This window comes from Pseudescherichia sp. (assembly GCF_031998825.1).
Classification (GTDB): Bacteria; Pseudomonadota; Gammaproteobacteria; order Enterobacterales; family Enterobacteriaceae; genus Pseudescherichia.
Genome location: NZ_DAMACX010000026.1, coordinates 47,078 through 69,165 on the forward strand (window position 1 = coordinate 47,078; position 22,088 = coordinate 69,165).

Sequence of the window (22,088 nt, forward strand, 5' to 3'; positions counted from 1 at the left end):
GACAAAAGCGTGACAAATAAAAATTTTACGCTAGTTGTACGTTGACAGGTAGAGATATAATCTATGCCCAATTAAAGCCGCACCGTAAAACGCTGGCAAAACATTCCCTTTTACTGTTTTTATACAGGAGCATTAGCATGTTCTCTCCGCAGTCTCGCCTGCGTCACGCTATGGCAGACACGTTTGCGATGGTCGTTTACTGTTCAGTCGTGAACATGCTAATTGAGATATTTCTTTCGGGAATGACGTTCGAGCAGTCTCTCTCCTCGCGGCTAGTGGCGATCCCGGTCAATATCATCATTGCATGGCCCTATGGCCTCTACCGCGATGCGTTTATGCGCCTCGCCCGGCGGTTCTCTCCCGCTGGCTGGGTTAAAAACATGGCGGATGTGCTGGCGTATGTGACTTTTCAGTCGCCGGTGTACGTGGCGATCCTGTTAACGGTAGGCGCTGACTGGCATCAGATCGCTGCTGCCGTCAGTTCAAATATCGTGGTTTCAATGGTGATGGGCGCAGCCTACGGCTACTTCCTCGATTACTGCCGTCGCCTGTTCCGGGTCAGCAGCTATCATCAGGCCAAAGCCTGATGGCGTGGCGAGTCAGGCCGACTCGCCAAATAGTCCGGTCAGATAGCGCTCCAGCGCCATACGGGAACTAAAACCATGCGGAATACCGTAGTGTTCCTGCGCATCGCCGCCTAAATAGAGCGGAAAGTGCTGATAGTGATCGCTGGTTTTAATATCTGAAGCCGGTTCAGCCAGCGACTGGCTGCGCTCTTTCAGCGTCGGGTGAATGACCAGCGCCGTGCGCCCCATCCGCGCCTCACGATTCACATATACATAGTTGTCTCCGCGACGGTAGCCATAGGCTTTTGGCGTCGCGACGTCCATGGTAAATCCCGCCTTCTCAAGAACGCGTGCCACCTCATCGGGTCGTAAATACATATTTTTTCCTCGTCATCAGCTACTGCTGCGCCACCTTACAGTATTGAGCATTAGCAACGCTTTCGGAAAAGTCCATAAACGACGCATCAAGTCGTGATTCGCGTCAGAGGTTAAAATTTTGCGCTACACTGACTATTACATCGAAATCAAGGGAGGATCATATGCTTAGAAGACCAAACCGTAACGACGTAGATGCAGGCGTAGACGATATTAATAATGATGTCAGCCAGCTAGCGGACTCTCTGGAGGCGGTATTGAAGTCCTGGGGAAGCGATGCAAAAGATGATGCAGACGGCGCCCGCAGTAAAGCACAGGCGCTGCTGAAAAAGACGCGAGCCAAACTGCATGGCCGCAATCGCGTTACGCAAGCAGCGACCGATGTTGCAGGCTGCGCGGATAGCTTTGTTAAAGACAGGCCATGGTGCAGCGTAGGTGCTGCCGCTGCCGCCGGGATCTTCCTCGGGGCGCTGCTAAGCCTCCGTCGATAATCTCCAACCCCGTGAGCTAACCCTCACGGGGTTTCTTTTATTTCCTGTATCACTCCTTTTCGTAAAGCCGTCCTACCCACTGCATCGCCATCTCGGCAGACGTTATATTCGTAAAACTCATCAAGATCCCGCTGCGCCCCGGCTGCGTGCTATGCCAGTCGCTTAACGCCTGTACTGCCAGTCCCCTCTGCTGCGCCCGCGCCACAATGGCTCTGTCATCGCCGTCGATATCGACCACCAGCTGAATGCCGCCGTGCTGAGGCACCACGTTAAACCCGTAATGGATGAGCGCCGCTTCCAGCCAGGCTCGCCGCTGCGCATAGTGCAGCCGCATCTTTTTCAAGTGACGCCAGAAGTGTCCCTGCTGAATAAAATCCGCCAGCGCATACTGCCACAGGGTAGGCACACTGCACTGGGTGCTGTTTATTCGCTGGCGAAACGCCGCTACCCTGGCGGCAGGCACGACGATCCACGCCGTGCGTAAAGCCGGAAACAGAGATTTGCTAAACGTACCGGTGTAGATCACCCGCTGCGGTGCATCGAGGCTTTTTAGCGGCGGCAGCGGCCTGCCGTGATAGCGGAACTCGCTGTCATAATCATCTTCAATAATCCACGCTGAGTTCTCCGCCGCCCACGCCAGCACCTGCCGGCGCCGGGGCAGCGACAGCGCAACGCCCAGCGGGCTTTGATGGGCAGGCGTGAGCAAGGCAAAACGCGCCTGTGGCCAGCGATGCATTGCAGCATCAATATCCATCCCGTTCTGGTCCACCGGCACAGGAAGACGCTGTACCCCCTCACCATCAATAGCTGGAGAGATCAACGGAAACCCGGGATCCTCTACCCACATACCATCCCCTGGGCTGGCCAGCGTTTGCAGGATTAGACTCATCGATTGCGCGTAGCCAGAGGTAATAAATATCTGCTCCGGCTGGCACTCAATGCTGCGGGAGAAGCGCAGATAGTCGGCAATGGCCTGGCGCAAAATGGCCTCCCCCGCCGGATCCCCGAGCGTGAGATCGAAGCGCGATTGAGTACGCAGGCGTCTGCTGGTCAGCCGCGCCCACAGTGCGCGCGGGAAGAGATCCAGCGCGGGCAGCCCCATCTGAAAGGGTTTTGGCTCATGTTCAACGCCGGGCTGTACGACGGGGGTCTCGGTCACCGATGAAGGTGAGGTCTGGCTCACAAAGGTACCGGCCTGCCCACGCCGCTCCAGCCACCCCTGCGCCACCAGCTCCCCATAAGCCTGCTCAACCGTTGTGCGTGAGATACCGTTCTCCTGAGCCCATGTCCGGCTCGACGGCAGACGGCTTCCGGCTTTTAACTCTCCTGAAGTAATGGCGGCCTTAAGCTGCCGGGCAATTTGCTGATAGCGTGCATCCATTATGGTCTGCCTTTTTAATCAAAATATGGCTCTCCAGAGCAGACCATCATAGTGCTACATTTTCGCCATCTTAACGAGGAGAAGAGTCATGACCCAGCTACTACGCCAGCCTTTCTATGAACTTAGTCCAGCCATCTATAACGGTCTTATTCAGGCTGGCCAGGCGCTGGAGCAGTGCTCGCTAGATAACACGTTTATTGAGCTTATTTACCTGCGCATTTCGCAGATCAACGGCTGCGCGTTTTGCCTGGATAAACACAGCCGGGCGCTGCGTAAAGCGGGCGTTGAGCAGGCGAAGCTGGATGCGCTGGCAGGCTGGCGTATCAGCCATCACTTCAGCGATAAAGAGCAGGCGGCGCTGGCGTGGGCCGAGTCGGTCACCCACATTGCCGATAGCCATGCAGAGGAGAGCGTTTATCAGCCCCTGCTGGCCCATTTTAGCGCTGAGCAGGTGAGCGATCTGACCTGTGCTATCAGCCTGATGAATGCGTTTAACCGCCTCGCCGTTGCCATGCGCCTGTAATTTCAGCCAAAAACCGCCCGTCCCCGCCGAATCCTTCGGCGGGGCATAAATCACTCCTAAAACCTATATATAGCGTGGTTGATAATTTTTATAACTACATCTAGTATTCCTGTAAGCAAGAACAATACATACCGACGCGATTTTTCGCGTCGATCTGCCATTATAGATGGGAATACGAATCATGCGCATTACTATTTACACTCGAAACGACTGTGTCCAGTGTCACGCCACGAAACGGGCCATGGAGAGCCGCGGCGTTGAGTTTGAGATGGTGAATATCGACCTTGTCCCGGAAGCCGCCGATACGCTGCGGGAGCAAGGCTTTCGCCAGTTGCCGGTAGTGATTGCAGGCGAAACCAGCTGGTCCGGCTTTCGTCCGGATATGATTAACCGCCTGCTGCCCGCCTCCCGCGTCGCCAGCGCATGAACACCCTCGTCTACTTCTCCAGCAGCTCGGAAAATACGCAGCGTTTTATTGAGCGTCTCGGGCTGCCGGCGGTGCGCATTCCGCTTAACGAGCGCGAACGCATTCAGGTGGACGTTCCCTACATCCTGATCGTTCCCAGCTACGGCGGTGGCGGTACGGCGGGCGCGGTGCCGCGCCAGGTGATCCGCTTTCTGAACGATCCACAAAACCGGGCGCTGATCCGCGGCGTCATTGCCGCCGGCAACCGTAACTTCGGTGATGCCTATGGCCGCGCCGGGGATGTGATTTCCCAAAAATGCAGCGTCCCTTACCTCTACCGTTTTGAACTGATGGGCACGCAGCAGGATCTCGATAACGTGCGAAAAGGAGTGAGCGAATTTTGGCAACGACAACCGCAGAGCGCGTGATGCAGGCCGCGCCGGACTACCATGCGCTGAATGCCATGCTGAATCTGTATGATTCATCTGGTCACATTCAGTTTGAGAGAGATCGTCAGGCGGTGGAGGCGTTCCATACCGCGCATGTGCTGCCGAACACCGTGACCTTTGCCAGCCAGCAGGCGCGGCTGGACTATCTGGTGAACGAGGGCTACTACGACGGCAGCGTGCTGGCGCGCTACGGCCAGGGATTTGTCGTCGATCTCTTTGCCACAGCCCACAGCAGTGGTTTTCGTTTCCAAACTTTTCTTGGCGCATGGAAGTTCTACACCAGCTATACGCTAAAAACCTTCGACGGCAAGCGCTACCTGGAGCACTTTGAGGATCGGGTAGTCATGGTTGCCCTGACCCTGGCCCAGGGCGATGAGGCGCTGGCCCGCCAGCTTACCGAAGAGATGCTCTCGGCCCGCTTCCAGCCCGCCACCCCTACCTTTTTAAACGCGGGCAAGCAGCAGCGTGGAGAGCTGGTCTCCTGCTTCCTGCTGCGCATTGAAGACAATATGGAGTCGATTGGCCGGGCGGTGAACTCGGCACTCCAGCTCTCCAAGCGCGGCGGCGGCGTGGCCTTTCTGCTGTCGAACCTGCGCGAGGCGGGTGCGCCGATCAAGCGGATCGAAAACCAGTCCTCCGGGGTTATTCCGGTGATGAAGATGCTGGAGGATGCCTTCTCCTACGCTAATCAGCTGGGGGCACGTCAGGGGGCAGGCGCAGTCTATCTGCACGCCCATCACCCGGATATCCTGCGTTTTCTCGATACCAAGCGGGAGAACGCCGATGAGAAGATCCGGATTAAAACCCTGTCGCTGGGCGTGGTGATCCCCGACGTCACCTTCCGGCTGGCGAAGGAGAACGCCCCGATGGCGCTCTTCTCCCCCTACGACGTGGAGCGCATCTACGGCAAACCCTTTGGCGATATCGCGATCAGCGAACACTATGAGGCATTGGTGGCCGACGATCGCATTCGCAAGACCACCATTAACGCGCGCGACTTCTTCCAGCGGCTGGCGGAGATCCAGTTCGAGTCGGGCTACCCGTACATCATGTTCGAGGATACGGTCAACCGCGCTAACCCGATTGCCGGACGGATCAACATGAGCAACCTCTGCTCGGAGATTTTGCAGGTCAACAGCGCCTCGGAGTATGACGAGAACCTCGACTACGCCCGGATCGGACACGATATCTCCTGTAACCTTGGCTCGCTGAATATCGCCCATACCATGGACTCGCCCAACTTTGGCCGCACCGTGGAGACCGCCATTCGCGGGCTAACGGCGGTGTCGGACATGAGCCACATTCGCTCCGTGCCTTCAATTGAGGCAGGCAACGCCGCGTCGCACGCCATTGGCCTCGGGCAGATGAACCTGCATGGCTACCTGGCCCGGGAGGGCATCGCCTACGGCAGCGAAGAGGGGATCGACTTTACCAACCTCTACTTCTACACCGTGACCTGGCATGCGCTGAACACCTCCATGATGCTGGCCCGCGAGCGTGGACAGCGCTTTGCCGGATTTGAGCAGTCGCGCTACGCCAGCGGCGAGTACTTTACGCAGTACATTGAGGAGCGCTGGCAGCCGAAAACGGAGGCCGTACGCGCGCTGTTTGTCAAAGCGGGGATCGTTCTGCCGACGCAGGCGATGTGGCGTCAACTGCGTGACGACGTGATGCGCTACGGCATCTACAACCAGAATTTGCAGGCCGTGCCGCCCACCGGCTCTATCTCCTATATCAACCATGCGACCTCCAGCATTCACCCCATCGTGTCGAAGATTGAGATCCGCAAAGAGGGGAAAACCGGACGTGTCTACTATCCTGCTCCGTTTATGACCAACGATAACCTGCATCTCTATCAGGATGCCTATGAGATCGGCCCGGAAAAGATCATCGATACCTACGCGGCGGCCACGCGCCATGTCGATCAGGGCCTCTCCCTGACCCTCTTCTTCCCGGATACTGCCACCACCCGCGACATTAACCGGGCGCAGATCTACGCCTGGAAACAGGGCATCAAAACGCTGTACTACATTCGCCTGCGCCAGCTGGCGCTGGAAGGCACCGAAATTGAAGGCTGCGTGTCATGCGCGCTGTAAGGAGAAGAGGATGAGCCGTTTATCACGCGTTAGCGCCGTTAACTGGAACATTATTCAGGACGATAAGGATCTGGAGGTCTGGAACCGGCTGACCAGCAACTTCTGGCTGCCGGAGAAGGTGCCGCTGTCGAACGATATTCCGGCCTGGCAAACGCTAAGCCACGCCGAGCAGCAGCTAACGATCCGCGTCTTCACCGGCCTGACGCTGCTGGACACCATTCAGAACGGCGTCGGCGCACCGGCGCTGATGGCGGACGCCATTACGCCTCATGAAGAGGCGGTCATGTCGAACATCAGCTTTATGGAGGCGGTGCACGCCCGCTCCTATAGCTCGATATTCTCTACCCTCTGCCAGACCAGCGACGTGGACGCCGCCTACGCATGGAGCGAGGAGAACGCCCCGCTCCAGCGTAAGGCGCAGATTATTCTTGAACACTACGCCGCCGATGCGCCGCTGAAGAAGAAGATCGCCAGCGTCTTTCTGGAGTCGTTCCTCTTCTACTCCGGCTTCTGGCTGCCGATGTACTGGTCCAGCCGGGGCAAGCTGACCAACACCGCCGATCTTATCCGGCTGATCATTCGTGATGAAGCGGTGCACGGCTACTACATTGGCTATAAGTACCAGCGCGGGCTGGAAAAAGTGGACGCGGGTGAGCGGGAGGCGCTGAAAAACTTCGCCCTCGATCTGCTGATGGATCTTTACGATAACGAGCTGGCTTACACCGAGGCGCTCTATGCAGGAACCGGCTGGGAAGAGGAGGTGAAAGCGTTTCTCTGCTACAACGCCAACAAAGCGTTGATGAACCTCGGCTACGAGGCGCTCTTCCCGCCGGAGATGGCCGACGTGAACCCAGCGATCCTGGCAGCGCTGTCGCCGAACGCCGATGAAAACCATGACTTTTTCTCCGGCTCCGGCTCCTCCTACGTGATGGGCAAGGCGGTGGAAACCGAAGACGCGGACTGGGATTTTTAATTACTGTTTCGGCGGCCCCTATTTCCGCCCGGGCCGCCAGGATATTTCCCAAAACCGTCATTCATATTACAAATTTATTTCTTTGTAGCTTACTGTTAACCCCTGCTAATTATTCCTCTGAATTGTCTAAATTCGGAGGAATTTCCGTTGCCGGAACAAAAAAATTGCGCCACTCGTATATCGCCGCCAGGCCCTTATATCACTGGAAGTCGCGCCGTTCGCGGTTCGGCAATTTCCATGCCAGAGTGCAATTGAGGGTTGTCTCAGATTCTCACTGTGCTAGGGTATAGCCCGGTCATTATTTCCATCAGGATTGTTATTGATATAAATAAATACGGGAACCTTTTTATTGCATGGCAATTAAACTCGAAGTAAAGAACCTCTATAAAATATTTGGCGATAACCCGCAGCGGGCGTTCAAATATATCGAAAAAGGACTTTCGAAAGCACAAATTCTGGAAAAAACAGGGCTATCCCTTGGCGTTATCAACGCCAGTCTGGCCATTGAAGAAGGCGAGATTTTCGTCATCATGGGGCTCTCCGGCTCGGGGAAATCGACCATGGTTCGCCTTCTCAATCGCCTGATTGAACCCACCCGCGGCCAGGTGCTGATTGACGGCATAGATATCGCCAAAATCTCCGACGCCGAACTTCGCGAGGTGCGCAGGAAAAAGATTGCGATGGTCTTCCAGTCATTCGCGCTAATGCCACACATGACCGTACTGGACAATACGGCGTTTGGTATGGAATTAGCGGGAGTGCCTGCGGGCGAGCGCCAGACTAAAGCGCTGGATGCGCTGCGTCAGGTCGGGCTGGAGAACTACGCTCACGCCTACCCGGATGAACTCTCCGGCGGCATGCGCCAGCGTGTTGGCCTTGCCCGCGCCCTGGCGATCAACCCCGATATCCTGCTGATGGACGAAGCGTTCTCTGCCCTCGATCCGCTGATCCGCACCGAGATGCAGGACGAGCTGGTGAAGCTCCAGTCCCGCCAGCAGCGCACCATTGTCTTTATCTCCCACGACCTCGACGAAGCCATGCGCATCGGCGATCGCATCGCCATTATGCAGGGCGGCGAAGTGGTGCAGGTCGGCACGCCGGATGAGATCTTAAATAACCCGGCTAACGACTACGTGCGTACCTTCTTCCGTGGCGTGGATATCAGCCAGGTGTTTAGCGCCAAGGATATTGCCCGCCGCAGCCCGGTTGGCCTGCTGCGTAAAGCCCCAGGCTTCGGCCCGCGCTCGGCGCTAAAGCTGCTGGAGGACGAGGATCGCGAGTATGGCTACGTCATCGAGCGCGGCAACAAGTTTGTCGGCACCGTCTCCATCGACTCCCTGAAGGCGGCCCTGAGCCAGCAGCAGGGCATCGACGCGGCGTTAATTGACTCTCCGGCTCCGGTCGACGCAGAGACGCCGCTTAGCGAACTGCTCTCTCATGTAGGTCAGGCACCCTGTGCCGTGCCGGTAGTCGGTGAGGAGCAACAGTACGTCGGCATCATCTCAAAACGGATGCTGCTGCAGGCTTTAGATCGCGAGGGGGCAAACAATGGCTGATCAATCTAATCCGTGGGGAACCACCGAGGCGGCGGACAGCGCCGCACAAACTACTGCGACACAGTCCGCAGACGCCTGGGGCACGCCGGCTCCCGCGCCGACGGACGGCGGCAGTGCAGACTGGCTGACCAGCGCCCCGCCTGCGCCGGAACACTTCAATATTATGGATCCGTTCCACAAGACGCTGATCCCGCTGGACAGCTGGGTCACTACCGGTATCGACTGGGTAGTCACCCATTTCCGTCCGGTGTTCCAGGGCATCCGCGTACCGGTGGACTATATCCTTAACGGCTTCCAGCAGCTGCTGCTGGGCATGCCTGCCCCGGTCGCCATCGTGGTCTTTGCGCTGATCGCCTGGCAGTTTGGTAGCGCGGGCATGGGCATCGCCACCCTGGTGTCGCTGATCCTGATCGGCGCGATCGGTGCCTGGTCCCAGGCAATGATCACCCTGGCGCTGGTACTGACTGCCCTGCTCTTCTGCGTGGTGATCGGCCTGCCGCTGGGGATCTGGCTGGCACGCAGTCCGCGAGCAGCGAAAATTATCCGTCCGCTGCTGGATGCGATGCAGACAACGCCAGCGTTTGTCTACCTGGTGCCGATCGTCATGCTGTTCGGTATCGGTAACGTGCCGGGCGTGGTGGTGACCATTATCTTCGCCCTGCCGCCGATCGTGCGTCTGACCATCCTGGGGATTAACCAGGTGCCGGAAGATCTGATCGAAGCCTCACGCTCGTTCGGGGCCAGCCCGCGCCAGATGCTGTTTAAAGTACAGCTGCCGCTGGCGATGCCGACCATCATGGCCGGGGTGAACCAGACGCTGATGCTCGCCCTGTCGATGGTGGTGATCGCCTCGATGATCGCCGTGGGCGGCCTCGGCCAGATGGTGCTGCGCGGTATCGGCCGTCTCGATATGGGCCTTGCCACCGTCGGTGGCGTCGGGATCGTGATCCTGGCGATCATCCTTGACCGCCTGACCCAGGCCGTTGGCCGCGACTCCCGCAGCCGTGGCAACCGTCGCTGGTATACCTCCGGCCCGGTTGGGTTAATCACCCGCCCTTTCATTAAGTAAGTTCTTGCCCGGCGGCGCTGCGCCTGCCGGGCCTATAAGCCCTCCATAATTAAGGAACAACGATGCGACATAACGTACTTATTGCCACAGCGTTTGCCACCCTTGTCTCAACCAGCACTTTCGCCGCTGACCTGCCAGGCAAAGGCATTACCGTTCAGCCGGAGCAGAGCACCATCTCCGAAGAGTCCTTCCAGACCCTGCTGGTCAGCCGCGCCCTTGAGAAGCTCGGCTACACCGTGAATAAAACCAGCGAAGTTGACTACAACGTTGGCTACACCTCTATTGCCTCCGGCGATGCCACCTTTACCGCCGTTAACTGGCAGCCGCTGCATGACGACATGTACGCCGCCGCCGGTGGTGATAAGAAGTTCTACCGCGAAGGCACCTTTGTTTCCGGTGCGGCTCAGGGCTATCTGGTTGATAAGAAAACCGCCGAGAAGTATCACATCACCAATATTGAACAGCTGAAAGATCCCAAGATCGCCAAACTGTTCGATACCAACGGTGACGGCAAGGCTGACATGATGGGCTGCTCGCCGGGCTGGGGCTGTGAAGCGGTGATTAACCACCAGAACAAAGCCTTCGATCTGGAGAAAACCGTTGAGGTTAGCCACGGTAACTACTCGGCGATGATGGCCGACACTATTGCCCGCTTTAAAGAGGGCAAGCCAATCATCTATTACACCTGGACTCCATACTGGGTGAGCGACGTGATGAAGCCGGGCCGCGACGTCGTCTGGCTGCAGGTGCCGTTCTCCTCCCTGCCGGGCGAGCAGAAAGATATCGATACCAAGCTGCCAAACGGCATGAACTACGGCTTCCCGGTTAACACCATGCATATCGTGGCCAGCAAAGCCTGGGCAGAGAAAAACCCGGCGGCGGCGAAGCTGTTCTCCGTGATGAAGCTGCCGCTGGCGGACATCAACGCTCAGAACGCCATGATGCACGCGGGTAAAGCGTCGGAAGCGGATATCCAGGGTCATGTTGACGGCTGGATCAAAGCCCACCAGCAGCAGTTTGATGGCTGGGTAAAAGAGGCGCTGGCTGCACAGCAGTAAGTTCTCACTCCCTCACCAAGCGGTGGGGGAGCATTTTTTCAACAGCACGAACCGACACACGATCTTTCCCCACGCTCCGGCGAATTCGTTATGATAAATAAACATTTATCTGACAATCTTCCGCCCATGACCAAATCTACCCATCCGCTCAGCCCCGCGCTGATCGTACTTATGTCCGTGGCCACCGGCCTTGCCGTCGCCAGTAACTACTATGCCCAGCCCCTGCTCGATACCATCGCGCGCGCCTTCTCGCTCTCCTCCAGCCAGGCAGGCTTTATCGTGACCGCTGCCCAGCTCGGCTATGCGGCGGGTCTGCTGCTGCTGGTGCCGTTAGGGGATATGTTTGAGCGCCGGACGATGATCGTGGTGATGACCCTGCTCGCGGCGGGCGGCATGTTAATTACCGCCTCCAGCCAGTCGCTGGGCATGATGATCTTCGGCACCGCCCTCACCGGCCTCTTTTCCGTCGTGGCGCAGATCCTGGTGCCGCTGGCCGCCACCCTCGCCACACCGGCGAAACGCGGTAAGGTCGTCGGTACGATCATGAGCGGTCTGCTGCTGGGGATCCTGCTGGCGCGTACCGTGGCCGGGCTGCTGGCGAACCTCGGCGGCTGGCGCACGGTCTACTGGGTGGCGAGCGTCCTGATGGTAGGGATGGCCTTTGCCCTCTGGCGCGGCCTGCCAAAGGTGAAGCAGGAGAACCACCTCAACTACTTCCAGCTGCTCGGCTCGGTATTTTCTCTCTTTACCCGCGACAGGCTGCTGCGTACCCGCGCGGTGCTAGGCTGTTTGACCTTTGCCAACTTCAGCATCCTCTGGACCTCTATGGCCTTCCTGCTCGCCGCCCCGCCTTTTAACTACTCTGAGGGCGTTATCGGCCTGTTTGGCCTGGCAGGCGCGGCGGGTGCGCTCGGTGCCCGTCCAGCGGGTAGCCTGGCGGATCGCGGTAAATCGCACCTGACCACCACCTGGGGCCTGCTGCTGCTCCTGCTGTCATGGATAGCCATCTGGTTCGGCCACGCCTCGGCGCTGGCGCTGATCGTCGGCATCGTCGTGCTGGATCTCACGGTGCAGGGTGTGCACATCACCAACCAGACGGTGATCTATCGCGTCAAACCCGAAGCGCGTAACCGCCTCACCGCCGGCTACATGACCAGCTACTTTATCGGCGGTGCGGCCGGGTCGCTGATCTCCGCCAGCGCCTGGCAGCACGACGGCTGGCGCGGCGTCTGCCTCGCGGGCAGCATAGTGGCGCTGCTCAATCTGCTGGTCTGGTGGCGCGGTTATCACCGGCAATCGGCTACGGAGTAGCCGTTCATTGACCTTTTGTTGACTTAGGTAACGCCGGGGGTGGTAAGGTATCCCCCGCTTGGTGACGGTTTCAGTTCCTAAATGTATATCCACAATTAATACATTTACTTTATTTGTCACTATCGTTACTATATCGGCTGTAACTAATGAGGTCATGCCCAAAATGGATAGTTCGTTTACGCCCATTGAACAAATGCTAAAATTTCGCGCCAGTCGCTATGAGGATTTCCCGTTTAACGAGATCCTCCTCACCCGTCTGTGTATGCACATGCAGGGGAAGCTGCTGGATAACCGCAATAAGATGCTGAAAGCTCAAGGGATTAACGAGACGTTATTTATGGCGTTAATTACGCTGGAGTCTCAGGAAAACCACAGCATTCAACCCTCTGAGCTGAGCTGTGCGCTGGGTTCGTCCCGTACTAACGCGACCCGTATCGCCGATGAACTGGAAAAGCGCGGCTGGATCGAGCGCCGTGAGAGCGATAACGATCGCCGCTGCCTGCATCTGCAGCTGACCGATAAAGGTCATGAATTTTTACGTCAGGTACTGCCTCCGCAGCATAACTGCCTGCATCAGCTCTGGTCCTCGCTTACCGTTGAAGAGAAAGAGCAGCTTGAGCAGATAACCCGTAAGCTGCTTACGCGCTTAGATGAGATGGATGAACAAGACGTCATCCTTGAGGCGCTGCGCTAACGCGACGATCCGCACGACAATCCTGATTAAATAAGAAATTGCCAGGCCAGCACAGCGTGCTGGCCTTTTGGTGAACAGGTCGGCTCAGCCGATGTGAAATAATAAGATCGTGGAGAACAAACATGAGCGCAAATGCGGAGAGTCAAACCCCGCAGCAACCGGTCAACAATAAGAAAGGTAAGCGTACGCGCATCCTGCTTATTCTGGCTTTGCTCTTTATCGTTATTGCCGTGGCATATGGGATCTACTGGTTTTTAGTTCTGCGTCATCACGAAGAGACCGACGACGCATACGTGGCAGGGAACCAGGTTCAAATCATGGCGCAGGTGTCCGGCAGCGTAACGAAAGTCTGGGCCGACAACACCGACTTTGTGAAACAGGGTGACGTGCTGGTCACGCTGGATCCGACCGACGCTCAGCAGGCGTTCGAAAAAGCGCAGACCGAGCTGGCCTCCAGCGTGCGCCAGACCCGCCAGCTGATGATCAACAGCAAGCAGTACCAGGCCAATATTGAGGTGCAGAAGACCGCCCTCGCCCAGGCGCAGAGCGATCTCAACCGCCGCGTGCCGCTGGGTACCGCCAACCTGATTGGCCGTGAAGAGCTTCAGCACGCTCGCGACGCCGTGGCCAGTGCCCAGGCCCAGCTCGACGTGGCAGTTCAGCAGTATAACGCCAACCAGGCGATGATCCTCGGCACTCGCCTGGAAGATCAGCCTGCGGTGCAGCAGGCCGCGACCGAAGTACGCAATGCCTGGCTCGCCCTGCAGCGTACCAAAATCGTCAGTCCGATGACCGGCTACGTCTCCCGTCGGGCGGTACAGCCTGGCGCGCAGATCAGCCCCTCTACTGCGCTGATGGCGGTAGTGCCAGCCTCTGGTCTATGGGTCGATGCCAACTTTAAAGAGACCCAGCTGGCGCATATGCGCATTGGCCAGAGCGCGACCGTGGTCAGCGATATCTACGGCGATGAGGTGACCTACACCGGTAAGGTGGTCGGTCTCGATATGGGTACCGGCAGCGCCTTCTCGCTGCTTCCGGCGCAAAACGCCACCGGAAACTGGATCAAAGTGGTTCAGCGTCTGCCGGTGCGTATTGAACTGGATGCCAACCAGCTCTCCCAGCATCCGCTGCGTATTGGCCTGTCGACGCTGGTCACGGTAGACACCAGCAACAGCGACGGTCAGGTGCTGGCCAGCCAGGCACGCACCACGCCAGCCTATGAGAGTAACGCGCGGGAGATCGGCCTTGAGCCGGTGAATACCCTGATTAACGATATCGTGCAGGCCAACGCGGGCTAACCCTGATGAGCGCTACGCAACCGAGAAAACCGCTGGAGGGGGCGCAGCTGGTCATTATGACCATTGCGCTGTCGCTGGCGACCTTTATGCAGGTGCTGGACTCCACCATCGCCAACGTGGCGATCCCGACCATTGCCGGTAACCTTGGCTCCTCCCTGAGCCAGGGGACGTGGGTAATCACCTCGTTTGGGGTGGCAAACGCCATCTCCATCCCGATCACCGGCTGGCTGGCGAAGCGCGTTGGCGAGGTGAAGCTGTTCCTCTGGTCGACCATCGCCTTCGCCATCGCCTCCTGGGCCTGCGGCATGTCGACCAGCCTCAACATGCTGATCTTCTTCCGCGTGCTGCAGGGGATCGTTGCCGGGCCGCTAATCCCGCTCTCGCAAAGCCTGCTGCTCAGCAACTACCCACCGGCGAAGCGCTCTATCGCGCTGGCACTGTGGTCAATGACGGTGATCGTTGCGCCAATCTGCGGCCCGATTCTGGGCGGCTACATCAGCGATAACTACCACTGGGGCTGGATCTTCTTTATCAACGTGCCGATCGGTATCGTGGTCGTCGTGATGGCGATGCAGAGCCTGCGCGGCCGGGAAACCCGCACCGAGCAGCGGCGCATTGATGCCGTCGGGCTGGCGCTGCTGGTGATCGGCATCGGCAGCCTGCAGGTGATGCTCGACCAGGGGAAAGAGCTGGACTGGTTCAACTCCAGGGAGATCATCATCCTGACCATTGTGGCGGTGGTGGCGCTAAGCTTCCTGATAGTCTGGGAGCTAACCGACGAGAACCCAATAGTCGATCTCTCGCTGTTTAAGTCGCGCAACTTCACTATAGGCTGCCTCTGTATCAGCATGGCCTACATGCTCTACTTTGGCGCGATTGTGCTGCTGCCGCAGCTATTGCAGGAGGTCTACGGCTACACGGCCACCTGGGCGGGGTTAGCGTCTGCGCCGGTCGGGATCATCCCGGTGATCCTGTCGCCGATAATCGGCCGCTTTGCCCACAAGCTGGATATGCGTCGGCTGGTTACCTTCAGCTTTATCATGTATGCGGTCTGCTTCTACTGGCGGGCCTATACGTTTGAGCCAGGTATGGACTTTGCCGCCTCGGCGCTACCGCAGTTTATCCAGGGCTTTGCCGTCGCCTGCTTCTTTATGCCGCTGACGACCATTATCCTGTCTGGATTGCCGCCTGAGCGTCTTGCGGCCGCCTCCAGCCTGTCGAACTTTTCGCGTACGCTGGCAGGCTCCATCGGCACCTCCATCACCACCACGCTATGGACCAACCGGGAATCGCTACATCACGCCCAGCTCACGGAGTCGGTGAGTCCCTATAATCCCAACGCCCAGGCGATGTATGACCAGCTGCAGGGAATGGGGATGTCACAGCAGCAGGCCTCGGGCTGGATAGCCCAGCAGATCACCAACCAGGGCCTGATTATCTCGGCAAACGAGATATTTTGGATGTCCGCGGGGATATTTGTGATCATGCTGGGGCTGGTGTGGTTTGCTAAACCGCCGTTTGGTGCAGGCAGCGGCGGCGGCGGCGCGCACTGATCGCCAAGTAAATTGACCGGACTGCGACAGGGATTGTCCGTCCTGATAAAGCCGTGCTCCTGAAATCGCTTCACGATAGTGAAAAGACAACAGGAGCACATCATGCTGAAAAACCCCGCACAAAAATACCAGCCCTACCCCCCTCTCTCCCTACCCGATCGCACGTGGCCGGAAAAGCAGATTACCCATGCGCCGCGCTGGCTCTCCACCGATCTGCGTGACGGCAACCAGGCCCTGGCCGAGCCAATGGACGTGGCGCGTAAAATGCAGCTCTGGAACCTGCTGATCGAATGCGGCTTTAAGGAGATTGAAGTGGCCTTCCCGTCCGCTTCGCAGACCGATTTCAATTTCGTTCGCCAGCTGATTGAAAAAGATTATATTCCCGACGACGTGACGATCCAGGTATTAACTCAGGCACGCGAGGATTTAATTACGCGAACCTTCGACGCGCTGCGCGGTGCCAACCGTGCAACGGTACATCTCTACAATGCCACTGCGCCACTGTTTCGCCGTCTGGTCTTTGGCATGGAGAAGGCACAGGTTATTGAACTCGCCACCCGCAGTACGCGCCTGATCCGCAAGCTGTGCGAGGAGAACCCGCAAACGCGCTGGCAGTATGAGTACTCGCCGGAAACCTTCTGCTTTACCGAGCCGGAGTTCGCCCTGGAGATTTGCGAAGCGGTGGCGGCTATCTGGCAGCCCAGTGCCGACCGGCCAATGATCATCAACCTGCCCGCCACCGTGGAGGTGAATACGCCTAACGTTTATGCCGATCAGATTGAGTGGTTCTGCCGCCACTTCAGCCAGCGCGAGGCGGTCTGCATCAGCGTCCATCCGCATAACGATCGCGGTACGGGGGTGGCGAGCGCCGAGCTGGCCGTTATGGCCGGGGCGGATCGCGTTGAAGGCTGTCTGTTTGGCAACGGCGAGCGTACCGGCAACGTCTGTCTGGTGACGCTGGCGATGAATCTCTACAGCCAGGGCGTCACGCCGGGGCTGGATTTCAGCGATATGACCCGCGTGGTGGAGGTGGTGGAGAGCTGCAATCAGCTGCCGGTGCACCCTCGTCATCCCTGGGCGGGGCGACTGGCCTATACCGCCTTTTCCGGTTCCCACCAGGATGCGATCAAAAAAGGATTCGACGCGCGCAGGCCCGGTGAACGCTGGGAGATGCCCTATCTGCCTATCGATCCGCAGGATATCGGCTGCACCTATGAGGCAGTGATCCGCGTTAATAGCCAGTCGGGCAAGAGCGGCAGCGCGTGGCTTATTGAACAGAATCACGGCCTGACGCTGCCCCGCGCCCTACAGCAGGACTTCAGCCAGCACGTGCAGCGGGAAGCCGACGAGGATGGCAAAGAGATGACGCAAAATGCGCTCTGGCAGCTTTTCCGCAGTCGCTACGGGCTGGTGGCAGTGCCGCGCTTCCATCTGCTCAGCTACAGCAGTGAAAGCCAGCAGGATGGACTGTTACGGTTAACCGCCGCCGTTTCGAGCGATGGCGAAACGCGACAGCTTGAAGGGTGCGGCAACGGATTGCTCTCTGCCGCAGCCAGCGGGTTATCGTCGTGGGTAGCGCAGCCGTTCGTGATAAAAGATTATCATGAGCACACTTTGGGCGAGCGCAGCGACAGCCGCTCGGTCGCCTATATTCACTGTCTGTTTCAGAATGGTAGCAGCCGCTGGGGCGTAGGCATCGATAACGACGTTGCTCGCGCGTCACTCCAGGCACTGTTGAATACGCTGGCCTAACGAAAGTAGTCGCTGGGTGAAACGCCCATCACCCGGCGAAACATGGCGGTAAAGGCGCTATGGCTGCCGTAGCCGGTATCCAGCGCCACACGCAGCACCGACTGCCCCTGCGCCAGGCGCAGCAGGGCTTCCATCAGGCGCGCCCGGCGTACCCACTCTCCGAAGCTTAACCCCGTTTGCTGCTGAAAGTGGCGGTTGAGCGTACGCTCGCTCATATTGGTCAAACTCGCCGCCAGGGTCGTGGTCCACTCCCGGGCAGGCTCTTCGCCGATCTGCTGGCAAAGGGTGCGCAGCAGGTCGCTGTGTGGTTCAGGAAGATGGAAAGGCAGCGCCTGCATCACACGGATCTCATCGAGGATCAGCTCGTAGACTCGCTCATCGCGGCTGCCCGGCGTGTAGCGCTCGGCCAGATCGAAGGACGAGACAATCAGCTCGCGCAGCAGAGGAGAAATTTGCACGATCTGGCAGGACGCAGGCAGGTCGGCGCGTGCTAAAGGATCGATAAATAGCGTGCGGGCGGCAACGTTGCCGGTAATACGTAATGCATGCTGCGTCGCGGCAGGGAGCCAGACGCCCCGCCCCGGCGGCACCACCCAGCAGCCTGCTGCGGTATCAACTCTTACCACGCCGCTCAGGCTATGCAGCAGCTGCGCGCAGTCATGCTGATGCCACGGCTCACTGTCGCCATGCACATAATCATGGGCAAAGGGGATCAGGGGGCGGTGGGTAAAAGAGAAGATCGTGGTGGTGGTCATTGCCGGGCGCAGAGCCTGTCGTAGGCCCGGTAAGCGCGAGCGCCACCGGGCACGTTCACTAGATATGCAGCTCTTGCAGCTTCTCTTTCGGCAGCGCCAGCGCGTCGTTGCTGTTGACGCGCACGTCGCGATCCAGGATATGACGCGCAATCTCCTGCGCCTCGTCCAGAGAGTGCATCTGGTAGGTCCCGCACTGGTAGACGTTCAGCTCAGGGATCTGGTTCTGCTCTTTCACCTTCAGCACGTCGGCCATCGCCGCTTTCCACGCGTCGGCAACGCGCTGCTCGTCAGGCGTGCCAATCAGGCTCATGTAGAAGCCGGTACGGCAGCCCATCGGCGAGATATCAATGATCTCAACGCCGTTACCGTTCAGGTGGTCGCGCATAAAGCCTGCAAACAGGTGCTCCAGCGTATGGATGCCCTTTTCCGGCATCACTTCTTTGTTCGGGATGCAGAAACGCAGATCGAAGACGGTGATGGTATCGCCGTGCGGCGTGTTCATGGTTTTCGCAACGCGAACAGCAGGGGCTTCCATACGGGTGTGATCGACAGTGAAGCTATCCAACAACGGCATTTTGTCACCTCCGGAGTGATTTTTTTAAAATTAAGTGAACTCTTTGAACGCATGCAAGTCTGAGTATATGAAAGACGCGCATTTGTTATCATCATCCCTGTATTCAGAGATGAAATTTTGGCCACAGCAATGTGGCCTTTTTCTTTTCTGTCAGGCGTGTCTTGCCAGCAGATCCTCAAACGACTCGCTATCCGCCGCCTCGATCTCCCGCTGGCGCGCCCAGGATGCATCGCGCTCGTTGGTGAAGTCCTCTTCCAACAGAACCTCCAGCGGCTCTTCCCGCAGCATATCACGATACTGTGCCGCCAGCGCCTTGCCGGTGCCACCGATACCGCTTTCGAGCATCGAGTGCAGAATACGCGCCGAGAAGGTCAGCTCCGGATTATCAAAGCTTGCCACCAGCTGGTCGCACACTTCTGCATAGGCACTACCGCCCTCAATGCTGTCCAGCGTCAGCGCGACGCGCTTAAGGTCGCGGAACAGATCTTTACCGACCTCTTTCAGCGGGAACTGGGCGGTTTCACACCCGATGCCCAGCGTCAGGCCCGGCTTGCGCCCCTCCAGAATCACGCGATTCCAGTTGGTACGGGTGCAGAGTAGCTCATCGCTGCTCATCTCTGGCGCATCGGCCAGTACGCACCAGACCATAAACAGATCGAGGAAGCGAACCTGCTGCTCGTCCACGCCCACCGCCGAGAAGGGGTTAATATCCAGGGAGCGAACCTCAATGTACTCAATGCCGCCGCGCAGGAGCGCATCCGACGGCGCTTCGCCGCTGCGGGTCACCCGTTTTGGCCGCACCGGGGCATAGAGCTCATTCTCGATCTGCAGAATATTGGTGTTGATCTGCAGATGCTTGCCATCCTTCGTCAGCCCCATCTTCTCGTAGTCAGCGGACGGCGTTTTGATCGCCCCTTTCAATGCTGCCACATAACCCTCTAAATCGTTAAACGTAATACCGAGATTGCTTTGCGATTTATTGGTATAGCCGAGGTCGCTCAGACGCAGCGAGGTGGCATACGGCAGGTAGTACATCCCCCCTTCCGTCTTTTCAAACGGCAGCGTGGTCGGTTTACCCTGCAGGAATGAGGAGCAGATAGCCGGTGACGCGCCAAACAGGTAGGGGATCACCCAGCCGAAGCGGTAGTAGTTGCGGATCAGCCGGAAATAGCCGTCGGAGACCGCCTCTTTATCCGTACTGCCACACTTTGCCTGCCAGAAGGCCATCGGCAGGGAAAAGTTGTAGTGCACGCCCGAGATGGTCTGCATCAGCGCACCGTAGCGGTTTTTTAACCCCTCGCGGTAGAGCGTCTTGAGACGACCAATATTGGATGTGCCGTACTGCGCCAGCTCGATATCCTGCCCATTCTCAATGTAGCAGGGCATACTCAGCGGCCACAGCCGTTCATCCCCCAGGTTACGCACGGTGTAACGGTGCACGTCGCGCAGCACCGTCAGCATATGATCGATATCGCCATCAACCGGGGTAATAAATTCCAGCAGCGCTTCCGCGAAATCAGTAGTGATCCATTTATGTGTCAGCGTTGCGCCAAGCTGCTCCGGATGTCCGGTTGTTGCAAGCGTGCCGTCAGCGTTAACGCGCAGCGTTTCGCGCTCCAGCCCTCGCATAATCCCTTTCAGGACATGAGGATTTTTTTCCAGCCAGGACAGCGCCTGTGATACGTCCGGGATCAAGTTGACCTCCCGCCTGTCGAAATCATTTCTAATAAGCATAATTGTAATGGTTGACGATCAAAGCGTATGACCAACCAATTAGTGCCACCACGTTATGCCTTGCAGGGTTGCGGCCGTCAGGACGGCGTAGCGTAGCCCCTTGCCAAGGCATAAAAAAAAGATAACCGGCCCCCACGCAATGCGCATCCATCCCGCAAGCAGGCACAGCAGATCACCGATAACAGGCATCCAGCTCAATAATAGCGTGGCTGCGCCATAACGTTTCAAATAGTGTTGGGCTTTTTCCTGCCAGCGTGACGTTTTACGCAGCGGAAAGAAACGTCCAAGGATAACGTTAGTCACCCCTCCAAGGCTATTACCTATTGTTGCTATTAACAAAAGTAGCCAGGGCTGACTGACGCCAGAGATTAACATGGCGACCAGCAGCACTTCCGAACTGCCCGGCAGTAGCGTGGCGCTGAGAAAGCTGCTGGTAAAAAGGGAAAAGAGTGACAGTGCGTCGCTCATAGCTTACGCACGTCCACCGCATCCATTCCAGCCCGCCGTGCCGCCTCCAGACCAAAGTCAGCGTCTTCAAATACCACGCATTTGGTGGGATCGACGCCCATTAGCTCGGCGCAGAGCAGGAAGGTATCGGGCGCGGGCTTGTGGTGCTCGACGTCGTCGGCGGCGACCACGGCGTCAAAGTACTGGCGCAGGTCAAGGTGAGCCAGCAGCGCTTCGGCAATGGCGCGTTCGCTGCCGGTGCCTACCGCCATAGGACGACGACCGTGCCACGCTTTTACCACCTCGATCAGCGGCAGCGGCTCTACGGTGTCCAGCAGCATCGCCTTCACCGCCTCGGTTTTTTCTTGCGCCAGCGCATAGGGATCGAGATCGCCGTGGTTCCACTCAATCACCGCCTGCGCAATGCGCCAGGTCGGCGAGCCGTTAAGCGCAACGATGGCCTGCTCGTCAAAGCGCATGCCATAGTGCGCCAGCACGTCGTGCCAGGCTTTACGATGGGTAGGTTCGGTATCCAGGATGGTGCCATCCATATCGAAAATCAGACCGTCATAACGTTCGTACATCGCATTCTCACACTGCGGATAACAGAACATTACTTTAACGTAACCAGGGCGTTTTGTCGCTGATGGCGATAGAGAGTTAGGAGGTGAAACAGGATATTTAACAGAGAAATTATGAGGATGAAACAGAGAGGATAATATCACGATAAGATGGTGCATCCGGGAGGATTCGAACCTCCGACCGCTCGGTTCGTAGCCGAGTACTCTATCCAGCTGAGCTACGGATGCATCAGGGTACTGCTTTACTTCTTCTTTGTTTGCAACACTCCGAGAGGATTACTCGGCTGTCGCCTCGCCCTTCGGGCCGTTGCTTACGCAACGTTATCCTCCCTGGTGCTGGCGATAATCTCGCAGACCGTGAAACAACAGTTTTGCTGTTATCTCGGAGAATATGGTGCATCCGGGAGGATTCGAACCTCCGACCGCTCGGTTCGTAGCCGAGTACT

The 22,088-nt window shown here is 57.9% G+C and carries 22 protein-coding genes and 1 tRNA gene; 15 read left to right on the forward strand and 8 right to left on the reverse strand.

Annotation, left to right across the window (positions count from 1 at the left end; genetic code table 11):
- Window positions 1-137: 137 nt before the first annotated feature.
- Complete coding sequence (alaE, locus tag RTP97_RS13275) at window positions 138-587, forward strand: L-alanine exporter AlaE (protein ID WP_312414348.1); 450 nt, start codon at window positions 138-140, stop codon at window positions 585-587.
- 12 nt (window positions 588-599) lie between these two features.
- Here the strand turns inward: alaE and RTP97_RS13280 are convergent, their stop codons facing one another.
- A complete protein-coding gene (locus RTP97_RS13280) occupies window positions 600-944 on the reverse strand; it encodes a DUF2002 family protein (RefSeq protein ID WP_312227683.1) in 345 nt (114 codons plus the stop codon).
- Between the two features lie 161 nt (window positions 945-1,105).
- Here RTP97_RS13280 and RTP97_RS13285 point away from each other — a divergent pair, with 161 nt between their 5' ends.
- Window positions 1,106-1,432 (forward strand): DUF883 family protein, encoded by a 327-nt coding sequence (locus RTP97_RS13285; RefSeq protein ID WP_103818186.1) that lies wholly within the window; start codon window positions 1,106-1,108, stop codon window positions 1,430-1,432.
- A 49-nt stretch (window positions 1,433-1,481) separates the two neighbouring features.
- Here the strand turns inward: RTP97_RS13285 and RTP97_RS13290 are convergent, their stop codons facing one another.
- A complete protein-coding gene (locus tag RTP97_RS13290; protein ID WP_312414351.1) occupies window positions 1,482-2,813 on the reverse strand; it encodes a PLP-dependent aminotransferase family protein in 1,332 nt (443 codons plus the stop codon).
- Window positions 2,814-2,901: 88 nt separating this feature from the next.
- Between RTP97_RS13290 and RTP97_RS13295 the strand changes: the two genes are divergently transcribed.
- The 13 genes from RTP97_RS13295 to leuA all read left to right on the forward strand — a co-directional run bounded on the left by RTP97_RS13295 (window position 2,902) and on the right by leuA (window position 17,551).
- Window positions 2,902-3,336 (forward strand): carboxymuconolactone decarboxylase family protein, encoded by a 435-nt coding sequence (locus RTP97_RS13295; RefSeq protein WP_312414353.1) that lies wholly within the window; start codon window positions 2,902-2,904, stop codon window positions 3,334-3,336.
- Window positions 3,337-3,517: 181 nt separating this feature from the next.
- On the forward strand, window positions 3,518-3,763 hold the full coding sequence (nrdH, locus tag RTP97_RS13300; protein ID WP_312414356.1) for a glutaredoxin-like protein NrdH: 246 nt from the start codon (window positions 3,518-3,520) through the stop codon (window positions 3,761-3,763).
- Window positions 3,760-4,170 (forward strand): class Ib ribonucleoside-diphosphate reductase assembly flavoprotein NrdI, encoded by a 411-nt coding sequence (gene nrdI, locus RTP97_RS13305; protein ID WP_268106996.1) that lies wholly within the window; start codon window positions 3,760-3,762, stop codon window positions 4,168-4,170. Before nrdH ends, nrdI begins: the two co-directional genes overlap by 4 nt.
- Window positions 4,143-6,287, forward strand: a complete 2,145-nt coding sequence (gene nrdE / locus RTP97_RS13310) for a class 1b ribonucleoside-diphosphate reductase subunit alpha (protein ID WP_312414359.1) — start codon at window positions 4,143-4,145, stop codon at window positions 6,285-6,287. Before nrdI ends, nrdE begins: the two co-directional genes overlap by 28 nt.
- Before the next feature lie 10 nt (window positions 6,288-6,297).
- On the forward strand, window positions 6,298-7,260 hold the full coding sequence (gene nrdF, locus RTP97_RS13315; RefSeq protein WP_312414363.1) for a class 1b ribonucleoside-diphosphate reductase subunit beta: 963 nt from the start codon (window positions 6,298-6,300) through the stop codon (window positions 7,258-7,260).
- A 353-nt stretch (window positions 7,261-7,613) separates the two neighbouring features.
- Window positions 7,614-8,816, forward strand: coding sequence for a glycine betaine/L-proline ABC transporter ATP-binding protein ProV (gene proV, locus RTP97_RS13320; protein WP_312414365.1), 1,203 nt, complete (start codon window positions 7,614-7,616; stop codon window positions 8,814-8,816).
- Complete coding sequence (gene proW, locus RTP97_RS13325; protein ID WP_312227691.1) at window positions 8,809-9,885, forward strand: glycine betaine/L-proline ABC transporter permease ProW; 1,077 nt, start codon at window positions 8,809-8,811, stop codon at window positions 9,883-9,885. The genes proV and proW overlap by 8 nt, the downstream gene beginning before the upstream one ends.
- Window positions 9,886-9,947: 62 nt before the next feature.
- Window positions 9,948-10,943, forward strand: coding sequence for a glycine betaine/L-proline ABC transporter substrate-binding protein ProX (proX, locus tag RTP97_RS13330; RefSeq protein ID WP_312414367.1), 996 nt, complete (start codon window positions 9,948-9,950; stop codon window positions 10,941-10,943).
- Window positions 10,944-11,069: 126 nt separating this feature from the next.
- Window positions 11,070-12,254, forward strand: coding sequence for an MFS transporter (locus RTP97_RS13335; protein WP_312414389.1), 1,185 nt, complete (start codon window positions 11,070-11,072; stop codon window positions 12,252-12,254).
- Window positions 12,255-12,417: 163 nt separating this feature from the next.
- Entirely contained in the window at window positions 12,418-12,948 is a 531-nt protein-coding gene (gene mprA, locus RTP97_RS13340; protein ID WP_042387615.1) for a transcriptional repressor MprA, read from the forward strand.
- A 122-nt stretch (window positions 12,949-13,070) separates the two neighbouring features.
- Window positions 13,071-14,246, forward strand: a complete 1,176-nt coding sequence (gene emrA / locus RTP97_RS13345) for a multidrug efflux MFS transporter periplasmic adaptor subunit EmrA (RefSeq protein ID WP_312414369.1) — start codon at window positions 13,071-13,073, stop codon at window positions 14,244-14,246.
- Window positions 14,247-14,251: 5 nt separating this feature from the next.
- Window positions 14,252-15,799, forward strand: coding sequence for a multidrug efflux MFS transporter permease subunit EmrB (emrB, locus tag RTP97_RS13350; RefSeq protein WP_312414371.1), 1,548 nt, complete (start codon window positions 14,252-14,254; stop codon window positions 15,797-15,799).
- Window positions 15,800-15,901: 102 nt separating this feature from the next.
- Window positions 15,902-17,551, forward strand: a complete 1,650-nt coding sequence (gene leuA, locus RTP97_RS13355; protein ID WP_312414373.1) for a 2-isopropylmalate synthase — start codon at window positions 15,902-15,904, stop codon at window positions 17,549-17,551.
- Here the strand turns inward: leuA and RTP97_RS13360 are convergent.
- The 6 genes from RTP97_RS13360 to RTP97_RS13385 all read right to left on the reverse strand — a co-directional run bounded on the left by RTP97_RS13360 (window position 17,548) and on the right by RTP97_RS13385 (window position 21,870).
- Window positions 17,548-18,306: a helix-turn-helix transcriptional regulator gene (locus RTP97_RS13360; protein ID WP_312414375.1), complete on the reverse strand. Its 759-nt coding sequence runs from the start codon at window positions 18,304-18,306 to the stop codon at window positions 17,548-17,550. The genes leuA and RTP97_RS13360 overlap by 4 nt on opposite strands.
- A 58-nt stretch (window positions 18,307-18,364) precedes the next feature.
- Window positions 18,365-18,880 carry an S-ribosylhomocysteine lyase gene (luxS, locus tag RTP97_RS13365; protein ID WP_312414376.1) on the reverse strand — a complete coding sequence of 172 codons (516 nt, stop codon included), beginning with the start codon at window positions 18,878-18,880 and terminating at the stop codon, window positions 18,365-18,367.
- 150 nt (window positions 18,881-19,030) lie between these two features.
- Complete coding sequence (gene gshA / locus RTP97_RS13370; RefSeq protein WP_312414379.1) at window positions 19,031-20,575, reverse strand: glutamate--cysteine ligase; 1,545 nt, start codon at window positions 20,573-20,575, stop codon at window positions 19,031-19,033.
- 78 nt (window positions 20,576-20,653) lie between these two features.
- On the reverse strand, window positions 20,654-21,082 hold the full coding sequence (locus RTP97_RS13375) for a YqaA family protein (protein ID WP_312414382.1): 429 nt from the start codon (window positions 21,080-21,082) through the stop codon (window positions 20,654-20,656).
- Window positions 21,079-21,645, reverse strand: a complete 567-nt coding sequence (yqaB, locus tag RTP97_RS13380; protein ID WP_312414385.1) for a fructose-1-phosphate/6-phosphogluconate phosphatase — start codon at window positions 21,643-21,645, stop codon at window positions 21,079-21,081. Before yqaB ends, RTP97_RS13375 begins: the two co-directional genes overlap by 4 nt.
- Before the next feature lie 148 nt (window positions 21,646-21,793).
- Window positions 21,794-21,870, reverse strand: a tRNA-Arg gene (locus tag RTP97_RS13385).
- Window positions 21,871-22,088 lie beyond the last annotated feature (218 nt).